Source organism: Streptomyces flaveolus, from assembly GCF_044765825.1.
Classification (GTDB): domain Bacteria; phylum Actinomycetota; class Actinomycetes; order Streptomycetales; family Streptomycetaceae; genus Streptomyces; species Streptomyces flaveolus.
In genome coordinates, this window is record NZ_JBIWKU010000010.1 from 277,840 (window position 1) to 293,308 (window position 15,469).

General features: G+C 73.3%; 11 protein-coding genes. 2 read left to right on the plus strand and 9 right to left on the minus strand.

All coding sequences use genetic code 11. The annotated features are described in order from the left end of the window. Positions 1-100 precede the first annotated feature (100 nt). From ACIRG6_RS28320 to ACIRG6_RS28330, 3 genes are read right to left on the minus strand one after another with little or no spacing between them, the layout of a single operon-like run. Positions 101-829 (minus strand): GNAT family N-acetyltransferase, encoded by a 729-nt coding sequence (locus ACIRG6_RS28320; protein ID WP_403324951.1) that lies wholly within the window; start codon positions 827-829, stop codon positions 101-103. Positions 830-876: 47 nt separating this feature from the next. Continuing rightward, the gene (locus ACIRG6_RS28325; protein ID WP_403324952.1) at positions 877-2,766 is read right to left on the minus strand and encodes an IucA/IucC family protein; all 1,890 of its coding nucleotides are present in this window, start codon (positions 2,764-2,766) and stop codon (positions 877-879) included. Positions 2,767-2,817: 51 nt separating this feature from the next. Beyond that, on the minus strand, positions 2,818-4,260 hold the full coding sequence (locus tag ACIRG6_RS28330) for an aminotransferase class III-fold pyridoxal phosphate-dependent enzyme (protein WP_403324953.1): 1,443 nt from the start codon (positions 4,258-4,260) through the stop codon (positions 2,818-2,820). A gap of 312 nt (positions 4,261-4,572) precedes the next feature. Between ACIRG6_RS28330 and ACIRG6_RS28335 the strand changes: the two genes are divergently transcribed. Both ACIRG6_RS28335 and ACIRG6_RS28340 read left to right on the plus strand, forming a co-directional pair. Next, the gene (locus tag ACIRG6_RS28335) at positions 4,573-5,802 is read left to right on the plus strand and encodes a trypsin-like serine peptidase (protein ID WP_364683414.1); all 1,230 of its coding nucleotides are present in this window, start codon (positions 4,573-4,575) and stop codon (positions 5,800-5,802) included. A gap of 99 nt (positions 5,803-5,901) precedes the next feature. Further along, positions 5,902-7,116: a trypsin-like serine peptidase gene (locus tag ACIRG6_RS28340; RefSeq protein WP_403324954.1), complete on the plus strand. Its 1,215-nt coding sequence runs from the start codon at positions 5,902-5,904 to the stop codon at positions 7,114-7,116. 64 nt (positions 7,117-7,180) lie between these two features. Here ACIRG6_RS28340 and hflX read toward each other — a convergent pair whose 3' ends face one another. The 6 genes from hflX to miaA all read right to left on the minus strand — a co-directional run bounded on the left by hflX (position 7,181) and on the right by miaA (position 15,398). Further along, positions 7,181-8,674 carry a GTPase HflX gene (gene hflX, locus ACIRG6_RS28345; protein ID WP_318214724.1) on the minus strand — a complete coding sequence of 498 codons (1,494 nt, stop codon included), beginning with the start codon at positions 8,672-8,674 and terminating at the stop codon, positions 7,181-7,183. 144 nt (positions 8,675-8,818) lie between these two features. Next, positions 8,819-10,342 carry a M1 family metallopeptidase gene (locus ACIRG6_RS28350; protein WP_403324955.1) on the minus strand — a complete coding sequence of 508 codons (1,524 nt, stop codon included), beginning with the start codon at positions 10,340-10,342 and terminating at the stop codon, positions 8,819-8,821. Positions 10,343-10,457: 115 nt separating this feature from the next. Continuing rightward, positions 10,458-12,635, minus strand: a complete 2,178-nt coding sequence (locus ACIRG6_RS28355; protein ID WP_364683408.1) for a RelA/SpoT family protein — start codon at positions 12,633-12,635, stop codon at positions 10,458-10,460. 216 nt (positions 12,636-12,851) lie between these two features. Continuing rightward, on the minus strand, positions 12,852-13,721 hold the full coding sequence (gene dapF / locus ACIRG6_RS28360; protein WP_350723324.1) for a diaminopimelate epimerase: 870 nt from the start codon (positions 13,719-13,721) through the stop codon (positions 12,852-12,854). Positions 13,722-13,851: 130 nt separating this feature from the next. Continuing rightward, positions 13,852-14,352, minus strand: coding sequence for a hypothetical protein (locus ACIRG6_RS28365; RefSeq protein ID WP_364683425.1), 501 nt, complete (start codon positions 14,350-14,352; stop codon positions 13,852-13,854). Positions 14,353-14,459: 107 nt separating this feature from the next. Next, the gene (miaA, locus tag ACIRG6_RS28370; protein WP_403324956.1) at positions 14,460-15,398 is read right to left on the minus strand and encodes a tRNA (adenosine(37)-N6)-dimethylallyltransferase MiaA; all 939 of its coding nucleotides are present in this window, start codon (positions 15,396-15,398) and stop codon (positions 14,460-14,462) included. Positions 15,399-15,469 lie beyond the last annotated feature (71 nt).

Below are 15,469 nucleotides of genomic sequence, written 5' to 3' on the forward strand. Positions count from 1 at the left end.
ACAATCGGGTGACGACGGCGGGGAGCGGGGACGGAAGGGGAAGGGGGGACGGCGGGGGCAAGGGTGGGCTCCTTGGCGGGCGGGGACGGGTGGTGCGGGCCTAGGGCAGCTCTCGTGCGCTCCGGTCCCGGACCATGAGGGCGGCTCGCTTGGCGGGCAGGTCGACCTCGGCGGCGAGCTGGAATCCGGCGCCCCGGAACGCCGCGACGGACGCCGTGTTGCGCACGTCGGGTTCGGCGAGGACACGCGTGCAGCCGGGCCGCCTGTCGAGGACGAGGTCGGCCACGGCCCTGATCAGGGTGGTGCCGAGGCCCCGCCCGCGGTCCGCGCCGTCGCCGATGAGGAGGTGGATGCCGGTGTCGTGCGGCCGGACGGGACAGTACCGGGCCAGCGGGTCGAGGTCGGCCCGGTAGATCTCCCAGTAGCTCATCGGCGTCCCCTCCAGCAGGCCGAGGCACGGCACGCTGCGTCCGTCGCCGGTGAGCTGGGCCCGCACGTGGTCCTCGGTGACGCTCTGCGGGCCGGTCAGCTCCCAGAAGGCGGCGACGGCGCGGTCGTTCATCCAGCGGCTGATGAGCGCGGCGTCCTGCTCGACACGGACGGGCACCAGCTGGAACAGGCCCTCGGGGGTGGCGGTCGGGCCCCAGGCGGCGACGCGGTCGAGCAGGTCGTCGCCGGTGGACGAGTCCGGGCTGGGGCCGGCCGGCGGTTCCCGGAAGAGGGTGACGAACTCCTCGGGCAGGTGCAGGTCCAGGGTGTCGTCCCCGTCCGTGTCCGTGCCGGGCTCCGGGTCGGTGCCGGCGTCGGCGCGCGCGTCGGTGGAAGCCACGGTGTCGCTCCTTTCGGGAGGCGGGGTCGGGCGTGGTCGTCGGGTGCTCAGGAGTGCAGGGGGTTGGTGATCGTGACGTAGACGGACTGGGTGTCGACCGGGCCGACGAGTTCGTCCAGGCCGTGCAGTCGGGTCAGCAGGTTGGCCTTGCAGCGCAGTACGGGCGAGTCGAGCAGCCGGGCGGGCAGCGCGCTGCGCAGCGGGGCCGGGCCCGAGGCGAGCCGGCCGAGGAAGCCGCGGAAGGCGGCGAGCAGCAGCCGTTCGTCGGCGAGGCCCTCGGAGCCGAAGGCTCCGACGAGACCGAACACGTTGTTGATGGCGAGGTAGTAGGCGAAGCGCTCGTCCGTGACCTCGTCGGAGACGAACGTGTCGCTGCGGGTGCCGATGCCGGCCAGCCGGGCGTCCAGTTCCGCGCGGCGGGACTCGCGGAAGTAGTAGCCCTGGTTGTCGCGGTAGCGGCCGCCGGCGGGCCAGCCGTCGGCGTCCAGCAGGAGGAGCGTGTTCTGCTGGTGGGCCTCCAGGGCGATGCCGGCCTCCCCGTCCAGCCACAGCACGGGGCGGACGACGTGTTCGAGGTACCGCAGGAACCACTCGGCGGCGACCGCGCCGCGCGGGCGGCCGGTCCGCCTGGCGAGACGGGTGACGATCTCGCCGAGCCGGGAGCTCGCGGCGGGGCCGTTCCCGCCCGGGCCGTCGGTCGGGCGGGGCAGTGCGGGCGCGACGAGTGCGGCGACGCAGGAGACGTCGTCCGAAGGGCGGAACGGGTTGTGCCGGATGACGACGTCGAGCCCCTGCACGGGCGTGCCGTCCGGTCCGTCGACGGCGATCCAGGCCGGGTCGCGGACGATGTCGAAGTCCGGGTGCGCGGCCCGCCACCGCCGGGACAGGCCGGCACGCAGCAGACGGTGGACCTCGACGCCGCGGTGGAGTTCCTTGCGGAGGTTCTCCCGGCGGGAGTTGGTGATGTGCAGCGCCAGGGACAGCTTGAGCATGGCGGGCGCACCGCTGCGGTGGACCGTACGCAGGGAGGATGTCGGGTACCAGGGGTCGCCGTGGGAGCCGAGGTCACGCAGCAGTCCGGCGTCCAGCAGGGCCCGGGTCCCGGGCCGGTGCCGGACCTCGCGGACCTGCCAGGGGTGCAGGGGCAGGGCCGCGTAGCCCTCCGGCAGTGCCAGGCCCGGTCCGGCGAGGCGTGCGGTGAGCCGGGGCGCGGCGACCGGACGCCCGCCCTCGGTCCAGGCCGAGTCGGTGGCGAGTACGGAGGGCGCGACGGCCAGCCAGTGCAGCGGGAAGGAGCCGCGCACTTCGGGTGAGTACAGCAGGGCCTCGGCGTCGGTGAGCCCCTCGCGGCTCTTCGGGGTGGGGTGGAGGGGGTGCCCGAGGAGGAGGGCCTGTTCGGCGGCGAGGAAGAGGTCGGGGCCGTCTCCCGGGCGTTCCCGGCGGTCGCGGAGGAAGACGGCGGTTCGGCGGGCGGAGTCGGCCACGCGTGCGACGAGATCGGTGCCGTGGGTGCTCGCTGCCCCGGCCGTGTGGGTGCCCGCTGCCCCGGCCGTCTCCCTCGCGAGGAGCGCGGCGACCGTCACCGCGTCCGCCGGCGGCGCGGACGCGGGGGCTCCGGCCAGGCGCGGGGGGCCGAAGCGGTGCCGGCCGGTCGGGGACCAGTAAGGGACGGGGACGACCAGGGTGGTGCCACTTGCGGGCAGCGGAATGCGCAGGAGGCCGTCGTCCGGCGCCGGCAGGCCGGCCTCGCGGGTCCAGCAGCGCAGCAGGTTCTCCACGGCGGCGGCCTGGGCGGTGCTGTACGGGTCGGCAGCGCCCGGGCCCGCGCACTCCGCTGCCGGACGTGCAGGAACAGAGGGGTCCGGGCTCCCCGGGTCCGGGTGGCCCGGCGGCGCGGGGATGCAGGCGGTGGGTTCGGGTGCGGGGGTCGTGTGCAACGCGGGTCCTCGGTGACGTGCTGTGTCGGGCGGCGTCGTGTGCGGCGGGGCTCAGCGTGGAGCGCCCGGTCCGGGGGACGGGGCATGACCGGTACGGGGTGGCGGGGCCGCGGCCACGGCCTGGACCGCGTCGGCCAGCCGGTCCAGTACCGCCGTCGCCTGTTCCTCGGTGATGGTCAGCGGCGGCAGCAGCCGTACGACGCTCGCGGACGGGCCCGCGCGGTCCACGATGAGCCCGCGGCGCAGACACTCCCGCTGGACGGCGGCGGCGGTCCCGGGGGCAGCGGGGCGGGATGCGCCGTGCTCGCCGTCCGCTGCCACCAGCTCGACCCCGATCATCAGCCCCCGCCCGCGCACGTCACCGACGCAGGGGAACTCCTCGGCCAGACCCCGCAGTCGGGCCAGCATGCGGGCGCCCAGGGTGGAGGCGTGCTCGGCGAGCCGGTGCCTGCGGACGTGGGCGAGGGTCGCCGTGCCCGCGGCCAGGGCTAGTTGGTTGCCGCGGAAGGTACCGGCACCGAAGTCGCCCAGGTGCAGGTCGTCGTGGTGGACGACCGCGGCCAGCGGCAGGCTGCCGCCGATGGCCTTGGAGAGGACGAGGACGTCGGGGGTGACCCCGCTGTGCTCCACGGCCCAGAAGGCTCCGGTCCGTCCGACTCCCGTCTCGGTCTCGTCGGCGATCAGCGGCACGGACCGCTCGGCCGTGATCCGCCGCATGCGCCGCATCCAGGCGTCGGGGGCGGGCACCACCCCGTCCCCGCCGTGCACCGGTTCGAGGATCAGCCCGGCGGGCGGCGCCTGCCCCGCCCGGCGGTCGTCGAGCACGGACTCGGTCCAGTGGGCGGCGAGTTCGGCGCCGCTCTCACCGCCGACGCCGAGGGGGCGGCGGTGGTCCTGCGGGTACGGCAGCCGTACGAGCCGTGCGCCGCCGGCATCACCCGGTGCCGCGAACTCGTCGGTCGCCGTGCCGTGGTGGGCGTCGGTGAAGGTCAGCACCCGGTTCCGTCCGGTGGCGGCGCGGACGAGTCCGGCGGCGGCGGCCACCGCGTCCGTGCCGGCCGGTCCGCTGAACCGCACGCGCGCGTGGGCGGCCAGGCCGGGCGGCAGGGTGTGCAGCAACTCGGTGACGAAGGCGTCCTCCACCGGGGTGGTGAGGTTCATGACCTGCAGCGGGGCGCCGGACTCGAGCACCTTGCGGATGGCCTCCAGCACGACCGGGTGGTTGTGCCCCAGGGCCAGCGTCCCGGCGCCCGAGACGCAGTCCAGGTAACGCCGGCCGTCCGCGCCCTCGATGGTGAGACCCCGCGCCCGGACCGGCACGACCGGCAGGGCGCGCGCGTAGGTACGGGCCGCGGACTCGCGCGCCGTCTGTCGCTTCGGTGCGCCCTCGGCGGCGCTCGCCCGTGCGGCCGCCCCGCCCTCGAAGCGCTTCCCTGCGGCCCGTCCGGCGCTCCCGTACTCGGACGCCAACTCCCCGTACGCGGTTTCCGCCACGGCTCCCTGTCCTCCCGCTGTCCAGAGGCGAGTCGCGTATCGTGTCGCCCTCGTCGCCGCCCTCGGTACGGGGACCGCGTCCGGACAGCAGGCCCCCCACCGCTACCAACCCCCGGCCGTTCACCGGGTTACGGGTTGCCTCAAGATCCTTGCCGTGACGCAACCGTTGCCGTTCCGTCGGAACTCCCCCACAGCGACCGCATAGTGTGTGGTGCCGTTCCAGGACGCCGTGCCGGCCTCGCGGACCCGACTCGGGTGCGCCGAGAAGCGCGTGCGCAGCACCACTCGTTCACAGCTGGGGGAGTCAACACCATGCGATCCATACGGCCGTCGTTCACCACGCGCGGGCACAGGGGCGGGCGGCGCAGAACCTCCCCCGTGCCGGCCGCCGTGGCACTCGTCTCCGCACTCGTGCTCACCGCCACCGCCTGTGAGTCGGGCGACGCCGAGGCGGGCGGCGACGCCTCGGCCTCCGCGTCCTCGGCGGACGGCGGCAACGGTGAGATCAGGATCCCGGACCACATCAAGGACAAGCTCAAGGAACACGGGATCGACGTCGACGAGTGGAAGAACGGCGCCTGGAAGAACTGGAACAAGGACGACTGGCTGCGCGAGGCCCAGGACTTCGTCAACCCGATCATCGAGGACCTCTGGGACCCGGACCGCATGCGGGAGGCCGAGGAGCCGGACAAGGGTGTCGACGACAGCGACATCTCCGGTGACCAGGGAGTCACCGACCCGGAGCCGCAGCCGGTGCAGGCCGAGGCCGTGCCGCCGTCGTACCACGAGAACGCCGCCACGGCGGGCAAGGTGCTCTTCGACTCCCCCGAGGGCACCATGGTCTGCTCGGCGACGGTCGTGCAGGACCCGGCGCATCCCGGCAAGTCGAACATGGTGTGGACGGCGGGCCACTGCGTGCACGCGGGCAAGAAGGGCGGCTGGTACCGCAACATCGCCTTCGTGCCGTCGTACAACGACTCCGGCAAGTCGACCGCCGAGCTGGAGAACGCGACGAAGGAGGAGGTCGCTCCCTTCGGCGTGTGGTGGGGTGACTGGGCGCAGACCTCGGACCAGTGGATCGAGCAGGGCGGTGCGACGGGCGGCGACGGTGCCTCCTACGACTTCGCGGTCATCCATGTGACGCCGGAGAAGGGCAGCAACGGCAAGTCGCTGGAGGAGACGGTCGGATCCGCGCTGCCGGTGGACTTCAAGGCGCCCGCCGTGCCGCAGGTCGAGAGCATCACCGCGACCGGTTACCCGGCCGCGCCGCCGTACGACGGCCAGAAGCTGTTCCAGTGCGCGGACAAGCCGGGCCGGCTGTCGCTGAACACCTCGGAGCCGACGATGTACCGGATCGGCTGCACCATGACCGGCGGTTCGTCGGGCGGCGGCTGGGTCGCGGCGGGCTCCGACGGCAAGCCGGCGCTCGTGTCCAACACCTCGATCGGCCCGGTGACGGCCGGCTGGCTGGCCGGTCCGCGGCTGGGCGAGGAGGCCAAGGGCGTGTACGACGCGGTCAGCGGCAAGTTCGCCGGTCAGTGACCGGGCACTGAGCACAGGGCGGTGGGGTGCGCCGGGCGGTCGCCGGCACCCCGCCGCGCATTCCATGAGGTTCGTACATCCAACGGGGGTCGACTCACCATGCGTTCCACACTTGTGTCCGCCGCGCCACGGCGTGGGCGGCGGCGCACCGCAGTCGCCGCCGCCGGGCTGGTCACCGCTCTGGCCCTCACCGCGACCGCCTGCGGCGGTTCCGGCGAGGACGAGGCCGACGCCAGGCCGAGCGGCGGCACCTCCCAGGCGGCCGGCGCCGGCGGCGACGGCCGGGTCGAGGTCCCGGCCGGCCTCGCGGACCGGCTCAAGGAGCACGGCATCGACGTCGACCACTGGCGGGACGGCGGCTGGAAGGACTGGGACGAGGACAAGTGGCTCAGTGAGGCCAAGGACTTCGTCAACCCGGTGATCGAGGGCCTGTGGAAGCCGGAGCGGATGAAGTCCGCGAAGGAGGCCGACAAGACGGTCACGACGCAGGACGCCGCCGCCGGCCAGGGCGTCAGCGATCCGGAGCCGGCGCCGGTGGAGGCCGAGGCCGAGAAGCGGCCGTACCACGAGAACGCCGCCCCGGTCGGCAAGGTCTTCTTCGACTCGCCCGAGGGCCCGATGGTCTGCTCCGGCACGGTCGTCACGGACGTGAACCACCCGGGCAGGTCCAACCTCGTGTGGACGGCCGGTCACTGCGTGCACGCGGGCGGCAGCGGCGGCTGGTACCGCAACATCGCCTTCGTGCCGTCGTACAACGACCTCGGGAAGTCGGAGAGCGAGCTGGCCGACGCGACGTCCGTCGAGATGGCCCCGTACGGCACCTGGTGGGCCGACTGGGCGTCGACCTCGAACCAGTGGATCCACGGTGGTTCGGAGACGGGCGGCGACGGGGCCGCGTACGACTACTCGGTGCTGCACGTGACGCCGGAGCAGGGCAGCAAGTCGCTGGAGGAGACGGTGGGCGCCGCGCTGGACGTGGACTTCTCCGCACCGTCCGCGGCCGAGGCCGGCAGCATGGGCGCCTGGGGCTACCCGGCCGCGCCGCCGTACAACGGCCTGGAGATGTTCAAGTGCGTCGACCGGCCCGGCCGGCTGTCGCTGAGCCCGTCGCTGCCGACGATGTACCGCATCGGCTGCTCCATGACCGGCGGTTCGTCCGGCGGCGGCTGGTTCCGGGTGGTGGGCGGCGAGACCAAGCTGGTCTCGAACACCTCGATCGGTCCGCTGGAGAACACCTGGCTGGCCGGCCCGCGGCTGGGCCCGGAGGCCGAGGCGATGTACCAGAACATGAGCAGGACCTACGGCGGTCAGTGATCCGCACCGGCCGAGGGCCCGCCTCCTGCGTCGGCAGGGGGCGGGCCCTCGGTCGTCACGGCCTTCAGGCGAGCGGCGCCGGAGCGTACGGCGTGAGCTCCGCCGCCAGCTCCTCGTGCACCCGGACCTTGAGCAGGGTGCCCTCCGGGGTGTGCTCCTCGGAGATCACCTCGCCCTCGTCGTGGGCGCGGGCGACCAGCTTGCCGTGGGTGTACGGCACGAGCGCCTCGATCTCGACCGACGGGCGCGGCAGCTCGCTGTCGATCAGCGCGAGCAGCTGGTCGATGTTCCGGCCGGTGCGTGCCGAGACCGCGATGGACCGCTTCTCGATGCGCATCAGCCGCTGGAGCGTCAGCGGGTCGGCCATGTCGGCCTTGTTGATCACGACGATCTCGGGCACGTCGGTGGCGCCGACCTCCCTGATCACCTCGCGCACGGCGGCCAGCTGCTCCTCCGGGGTCGGGTGCGAACCGTCGACCACGTGCAGGATCAGGTCGGAGTCGCCGACCTCCTCCATCGTGGAGCGGAACGCCTCGACCAGGTGGTGCGGCAGGTGCCGGACGAAGCCGACGGTGTCCGCCAGGGTGTACAGCCGCCCGCTCGGGGTCTCGGCGCGGCGCACGGTCGGGTCGAGGGTGGCGAACAGCGCGTTCTCCACCAGCACGCCCGCGCCGGTGAGGCGGTTGAGCAGCGAGGACTTGCCGGCGTTGGTGTAGCCCGCGATGGCCACGGACGGCACCTTGTTGCGCCGGCGTTCCTGGCGCTTGATCTCGCGGCCGGTCTTCATCTCCGCGATCTCCCGGCGCATCTTCGCCATCTTCTCGCGGATCCGGCGCCGGTCCGTCTCGATCTTGGTCTCACCGGGACCGCGGGTGGCGAGTCCGCCGCCCTTGCCGCCGCCCATCTGCCGGGACAGCGACTGACCCCAGCCGCGCAGCCGCGGCAGCATGTACTGCATCTGCGCGAGCGCGACCTGCGCCTTGCCCTCACGGGACTTGGCGTGCTGGGCGAAGATGTCCAGGATCAGGGCCGTACGGTCGATGACCTTGACCTTGACGACGTCCTCGAGGTGGATCAGCTGACCCGGGCTGAGCTCACCGTCGCAGATGACGGTGTCCGCGCCGGTCTCGACGACGACGTCGCGCAGCTCCAGGGCCTTGCCGGAGCCGATGTAGGTGGCCGCGTCGGGCTTGTCGCGGCGCTGGATCACGCCGTCGAGCACGAGCGCGCCCGCGGTCTCCGCGAGGGCGGCGAGCTCCGCGAGGGAGTTCTCCGCGTCCTGCACGGTGCCCGTGGTCCAGACGCCGACGAGGACGACCCGCTCCAGGCGGAGCTGGCGGTACTCGACCTCGGTGACGTCCTCGAGCTCGGTGGACAGGCCCGCCACCCGGCGCAGAGCCGCGCGGTCGGAGCGGTCGAACTGCTCGCCGTCCCATTCCGAGTCGTTCTCGTGGCTCCAGGCGACGTCCTCTTCCATCAGGGCATCGGCCCGAAGGCCCTCGGGGTAGGTCTGCGCGAGACGCTTGGTGTCCTGGGAGGGGGAAGAAGAGGAGGTCATTGGATCCTTACGTAGCTGGGAAGTGTCGCGCGGCACTGGTACCGCAACACTCTGCACAACGCGCGAGCCGCAGGGGAGATTCCCGCGGCCCGTGCCGCGCCGTCCCCAAGATGGTCGCACGGCACGGGCCGTCTCGTCACCGGCTTATTCCCCGCGGGCCTTGCCCCTGGGGGCCGGCGGCGCCTTGTCGGCCGTCGGCTTCCAGTCCAGATGGCCGGGCATCGGCGGGGTCTTCTTGCCGTACAGCCAGCCCTCGAGGAAGCCGCCCAGGTCACGGCCCGCGACCTCGGAAGCGAGGCGGACGAAGTCCGCGGTCGTCGCCGTGCGGTCCCGGTGCCGGGCGGCCCATTCCCGTTCGAGGCGCTCGAAGGCCGGGGCGCCGATCTCCTGGCGCAGGGCGTAGAGCACGAGCGCGGCGCCGTCGTAGACGTTGGCCCGGAAGATGCCGGTCCTGCTGCCCTTCTTCGGGGGCTCGGGCGCGGCCGGGGGCCCGCCCTCCGTGCGCCAGCGGTCGGATGCGCCGTAGGCGGCCTTCATCCTCGCCTCCATGGGCCGGTCCGCCTTCTCCTCGGCGTACAGGGCCTCGTACCAGGTGGCGTGTCCTTCGTTGAGCCAGAGGTCGGACCAGGAGTGCGGGCTGACGCTGTTGCCGAACCACTGGTGAGACAGTTCGTGCACCATGATCGACTCGATGTACCACCGGGGGTAGTCGGGATCGCTGAACAGCTCCCGCTCGAAGAGGGACAGCGTCTGGGTCTCGAGTTCGAAGCCGGTGGTGGCGTCGGCCATGAGCACGCCGTAGGTCTCGAAGGGGTAGCGCCCGGCCTTGCCCTCCATCCAGGCGATCTGGGCGGGGGTCTTCTTCAGCCACGGTTCGAGCGCCGCGCGGTGCTTGGTCGGCACGACGTCGCGGACGGGCAGCCCGTGGGGGCCGGTGCGGTGGAGCACGGTGGAGCGGCCGATGGAGACCTGGGCCAGTTCGGTCGCCATGGGATGTGCGGTCCGGTACGTCCAGGTGGTCGACCCGCCGGCCCGGTCCACGGCCGTCGGCAGCCCGTTGGCGACCGCGGTGAGCCCGTCGGGGGCAGTGACGCGGATGGTGAAGCGCGCTTTGTCGGAGGGGTGGTCGTTGCAGGGGAACACCAGGTGGGCGACGTCGGCCTGGTTGGCCATGGCGAGCCCGTCGGCGGTGCGCACCCAGCCGCCCTGCCGGTCCTCGGGGTACACGGGGTCGCTGCTGTGCCGCACGGTGATCCGCGTCCACTCGCCCTCGTCGAGCGGCTTCCCGGGGGTGACCACGAGATCCTCGCCGGCCGTGGCGAAGTCGGCGGGCTCGCCGTCGACCTCGACCGACTCGACCTTTCCGTGGGCGAAGTCGAGGTTGACCCGGTCCAGGCCGGCCGTCGTCCGGGCGTCGATGGTGGTGACGGCCTTCAGTGGCTTGCTGTTGCTTCCGGAGTAGGTGAAGGACAGGTCGTAGGCGGCCACGTCGTACCCGGGATTGCCCAGGTGCGGGAAGAGCCGGTCGCCGACGCCCAGCGGGGCCGGCGGCGCGCTCGCGGCGACCAGGGAGACGGAGACGGCCGAGGCGAGCAGCGCCGCGGCCCTGAGTCGGCGGCGGGTGAGCGCACGGGGGCGGGAAGCCGGGGTGTGTGGGGTGTGCAACATCCCCCACGGCTATCAGCGCGCGGGTCCGCCGCGGCGACGGCGCGCGCCCGGAGCACCCGAATGGACAGGCCGTACCGGCACCGCTCCCCGACGGCCGGCCCGGCAACGCTGCGGCTCAGGCGCCCGTCGGCTGCGGTTGTGCCCTGCTCACGTCGTAGACGCCGGCGACGTCGCGCATCGCGCGCATGAGGGCGGGGAGCCGGGCGGCGTCGGGCAGCAGCACGGTGTAGCTGTGGCGGACCCGCTGCCGGTCGGGGGGTTCGACGGTGGCGGAGACGATCTCGGCCCCTTCGAGGGCCATGGCCTCGGTGAGGTCGGCCAGGAGGTGCGGCCGGCCGAACGATTCGGCGAGCAGCGTGACCCGGCACTCGGTGGACTCGCCCCAGCGCACGCCGACCTCCGGGCGCCCCCCGCTCTTCATCCGCGCCACCACGGCGCACTCCGCGCGGTGCACGGTCACCACTCCCCCGCGCACGGCGAACCCGGTGATCTCGTCGGGCGGTACGGGGGTGCAGCAGCGGGCCAGCCGTACGGTCGCGCCGGGCCGGTCGACGAGCACGTCGGCGGGCGCGGGGCGGGCCGCCGGCCCGCCTGCGGTCGGACGCGGGGCGGGCGCGTCCGTCTCCGGTGCCGGCGGGGAGGGCCGGTCGCGGGTCGCTTCCTCGGTGTCGGCCGGTGCCGGACGGGCCGCGAGCCGACGCTGGATGGCGATGCGGGCGGCGGGTGTGTGGGCGTGTTCCAGCCACTCCCGGGAGGGCTCGGATGCGGGGTCCTGCCCCATCAGGAGCTGCACGGTGTCGCCGTCCCGGAGCACCGTGCTCATCGTGGCCAGGCGGCCGTTGACGTAGGCGCCCATGGCCGCGTGCGCGTCCTCGCCGTACTGGGCGTACGCGGCGTCCACGCAGGTCGCGCCCTCGGGCAGGCCGAGGGTGCCGCCGTCGGGGCGGAAGACGGTGATCTCCCGGTCCTGGGCGAGGTCCTCGCGCAGGGTGGACCAGAAGGTGTCGGGGTCGGGTGCGCCCCGCTGCCAGTCGAGCAGCCGGGAGAGCCAGCCGGGCCGGGTGGGGTCGACGCGCTCTTCGTCGCCCGTGCCCTGCTCCTCCGCCGGTGTGGCGTAGGGGTTGCCGAGCGCGACGACTCCGGCCTCGGCGACCTTGTGCATCTGGTGGGTGCGGATGAGGACTTCGACGACCTGTCCGTCCTGTGCGCGGGCCACGGCGGTGTGCAGCGACTGGTACAGGTTGAACTTGGGTACGGCGATGAAGTCCTTGAACTCCGAGACGACGGGCGTCATACAGGTGTGCAGTTCACCGAGGACGGCGTAGCAGTCGGCGTCCTCCTGGACGAGGACCAGCAGACGGCCGAAGTCGGCGCCGGAGAGCGGGCCGCGCTTGCGGGAGACGCGGTGCACAGAGACGAAGTGCCGGGGCCGGATGAGGACCTCGGCGGTGATGTCGGCCTCGCGGAGCACCTTGCGCACCTCGTCGGCGACGGCGGCGAGCGGGTCGTCCGCGCGGGCCGCGTTCTCGGCGATCAGCTCCCGGGTGTGCGCGTGCTCCTCGGGGTGCAGCACCGCGAAGACGAGGTCCTCCAGCTCGGACTTGAGCGCCTGGACGCCGAGCCGTTCGGCGAGCGGGATGAGCACGTCGCGGGTGACTTTGGCGATGCGCTCCTGTTTCTCCTGGCGCATGACGCCGAGGGTGCGCATGTTGTGGAGCCGGTCGGCGAGTTTGATCGACATCACCCGGACGTCGTTGCCGGTGGCGACGAGCATCTTGCGGAAGGTCTCGGGCTCGGCGGCGGCGCCGTAGTCGACCTTCTCCAGTTTGGTGACGCCGTCGACGAGGTAGCGGACCTCGGCGCCGAACTGTTCGCCGACCTGGTCCAGTGTCACGTCCGTGTCCTCGACGGTGTCGTGGAGGAGGGAGGCGGTCAGGGTCGTGGTCTCCGCGCCGAGTTCGGCGAGGATCAGGGTCACGGCGAGCGGATGGGTGATGTACGGCTCGCCGCTCTTGCGCATCTGGCCGCGGTGCGAGGACTCGGCCAGCAGATAGGCGCGGCGCAGGGGGTCGATGTCGGCGTCGGGGTGGTGGGCGCGGTGGGCCTCGACGACGTGGCCGATCGCGTCGGGCAGCCGGTCGCGGGCGGCGGAGCCGAGGAGCGCGGCGCGGCCCAGTCGGCGCAGGTCGATCCGGGCCCGGGCCTTTCTGCGGGGCGCCGGCGGTGTGGCGGCACCGGCGACCGGCGGCGTCACAGGGCCTGGGCTCGCGGGATTCACGGCCTCCGCATTCATGGGCACCTCCGGCTGCACGGACCGGCGGACGGGGTGCCCCAGGGCGGACACGGCTCAGGGGATGGCATCGATCCCCCGTCCGGGCCGGTGCTTGATGCTATCGAGCCCATCACGTACCGCCGACCGCCTCTCGCCGAGCGTGAAACGGATCACCCATTCGAGCGAGGGCCCGAGGGTTTACGTTTTCGCACTGAGTGTCATGGACCGGGCTGTGGTTCAGCTCAGGACCTCCTCCAGCCATGTCGTGTCGATCTCGCCCTCGGCCACGATCACCGCGGGGCCGGTCATCTCGATCCCGCCGTCGGGCCGTTCGGTGATCACCAGGGTGCCGCCGGGCACGTCGACGGTGTACGTCACCGGGGTGCCGGTGGCCGCCGGGTCGACGCCGTCCCTGCGGGCGGTGGCGACGGCGACGGCGCACGCGCCGGTGCCGCAGGAACGGGTCTCACCGGAACCGCGCTCGTGCACGCGCATCGCCACGTGACGGGGGCCCCGGTCGACCACGAACTCGACGTTCACCCCGTCGGGGTAGGCCGTGGCCGGCCGGTAGGGCGGCGGGTCGTACAGGCTGCCCGCGTGCTCCAGGTCGGCGACGAAGGCCACGGCGTGCGGATTGCCCATGTTCACGTTCCGTGCGGGCCAGCTGCGCTCGCCGACGCTCACCTCGACGTCGCCCTCGGGGAGCACCGCCCGGCCCATGCCGACGGTGACGTCGCCGTCCTTGGAGAGGTGCACCCGCTTCACGCCCCCGCGGGTGGCGACGGCGAGGTCGCCGGCGGTGACGTGGCCGGCGTGCTGGAGGTAGCGCGCGAAGACCCGTACGCCGTTGCCGCACATCTCGGCGACCGAGCCGTCCCCGTTGCGGTAGTCCATGAACCACTCCGCCTCGGCCGCCATGTCCTTGGCCTCGGGGTGCGCCGCGGACCGCACCACGTGCAGCAGTCCGTCACCGCCGATGCCCGCGCGGCGGTCGCACAGGGCGGCGACGGCGGCGGGCGGCAGGTCGATGGCGTTCTCCGGGTCCGGGACGATCACGAAGTCGTTCTCGGTGCCGTGACCCTTGAGGAAGGCGATCCGCGTGCTCATTCCTCGATCGTACGGCGTACCGGCGACACGACGACGGGCGCTCCGTTCCTCGGGACGGCAGCGCCGCGCGTGGGCCCGCCCACCGGCACCGGTGGCAGGTCCGCGCAGCGGTATCGGCGGGGCGGTGGCGTCAGCCGCGCAGGCGGGCCACCCGCCACACGGCGAGGACGACGACGGCGGCGACCGCGACGACGTACGCGAGGATCACCCGCCAGTCGGCACGGCGTCCCGAACCGCGCTGCGGCAGGCCCGGCCAGGTGTGGCCGACCCGGCGGGCGGCCATCATGCCCCAGCCGGCCGCGCAGGAGCAGATCAGCAGCCCCAGCATCGCGATCACGGCCCCGCTGTCGCCGAAGTCGAAGGCGAGCGGGAAGGCGAACATCAGGGAGCCGAGCGAGGCCAGGCACACGATGGGCGCGAGCTGCCAGATCCGCAGCCGCCGCTGCGGGCGCAGCTCCACCTCGACCTCGTCCCCGTACATCTCGTCGGGCTCGGGGCCGTCGGCCGCCACACCGTCCGGCGTCTCGTCGGGACCGTCGGGGCTCAGACGGGCTCCGTCCGGCTCCGCCCCGCCGGGGCCGGCGGTGCCGTGCTCGGTGCTCGGTGCGGTGTCACGAGGGCCGGCCTCCATCGCCACGCGCCCTCCCAACTAGGACTCACTCGGTCGATCGAAGCTCGATGATGGCACGGCGCCGAAGGCCGCGATGACGGCCGGGGCGTCCCGATGCCATCACGTGATCAGGCTGTAACCGGTCGTTCGACCAACGACAGCGCGAGCCGCGGAAGTTCCGTGCGATCCGCCACAGCCCCACTCAACCAGTGCACCCGCGGATCGCGCCTGAACCACGAATCCTGACGGCGCGCGAAGCGCTTGGTGGCACGGACGGTCTCGGTCCGCGCCTCCTCCAGCGTGCACTCGCCGGCGAGCGCCCCGAGCACCTGCTGGTAGCCCAGCGCACGCGACGCCGTACGCCCCTCGCGCAACCCCTGCGCCTCCAGCGCCCGCACCTCGTCCACCAGCCCCGCCTCCCACATCCGGTCGACGCGGCGCGCGATGCGCTCGTCCAGTTCGGGGCGGGCCACGTCGACGCCGATCTGCACGGTGTCGTAGACCGAGTCGTGGCCGGGGAGGTTCGCGGTGAACGGCTTGCCGGTGATCTCGATCACCTCCAGTGCCCGCACGATCCGGCGTCCGTTGCTCGGCAGGATCGCCCGCGCGGCGCCGGGGTCGGCGGCGGCCAGACGCGCGTGCAGCGCCCCCGGGCCGCGCAGCGCGAGCTCCTCCTCCAGCCGGGCCCTGGTCTCGGGGTCGGTGCCGGGGAACTCCAGGTTGTCGACGGCGCCGCGGACGTAGAGTCCCGAGCCGCCGACCAGGATCGGCCAGCGTCCCTCGGCGAGCAGCGCGTCGATCCGCTCCCGCGCGAGGCGCTGGTACTCGGCGACCGAGGCCGTGACGGTCACGTCCCAGATGTCGAGCAGGTGGTGCGGGACGCCGTCGCGCTCCTCGGGCGTCAGCTTGGCGGTGCCGATGTCCATCCCTCGGTAGAGCTGCATGGAGTCGGCGTTGACGACCTCGCCGCCCAGTCGCTGGGCCAGGAAGACGCCCAGATCGGACTTTCCGGCCGCGGTGGGACCGACGACGGCGATGACGCGGGGGGCGGGGGGTGCGCTGCTCACCGCCCCAGTCTCCCAAACCTCGCACCCCGCTCTCGAACGAGTTACGTGACGGTGCCGGACGGGGCTCGTTG

Excerpts from the sequence above, each read along its gene's own strand:
- ACIRG6_RS28335 (WP_364683414.1), top strand. The coding sequence starts at position 4,573 with ATGCGATCCATACGGCCGTCGTTCACCACGCGCGGGCACAGGGGCGGG.
- ACIRG6_RS28340 (WP_403324954.1), top strand. The coding sequence starts at position 5,902 with ATGCGTTCCACACTTGTGTCCGCCGCGCCACGGCGTGGGCGGCGGCGC.
- hflX (WP_318214724.1), bottom strand. The coding sequence starts at position 8,674 with ATGACCTCCTCTTCTTCCCCCTCCCAGGACACCAAGCGTCTCGCGCAG.
- ACIRG6_RS28350 (WP_403324955.1), bottom strand. The coding sequence starts at position 10,342 with ATGTTGCACACCCCACACACCCCGGCTTCCCGCCCCCGTGCGCTCACC.
- ACIRG6_RS28355 (WP_364683408.1), bottom strand. The coding sequence starts at position 12,635 with ATGAATGCGGAGGCCGTGAATCCCGCGAGCCCAGGCCCTGTGACGCCG.
- dapF (WP_350723324.1), bottom strand. The coding sequence starts at position 13,721 with ATGAGCACGCGGATCGCCTTCCTCAAGGGTCACGGCACCGAGAACGAC.
- ACIRG6_RS28365 (WP_364683425.1), bottom strand. The coding sequence starts at position 14,352 with ATGGAGGCCGGCCCTCGTGACACCGCACCGAGCACCGAGCACGGCACC.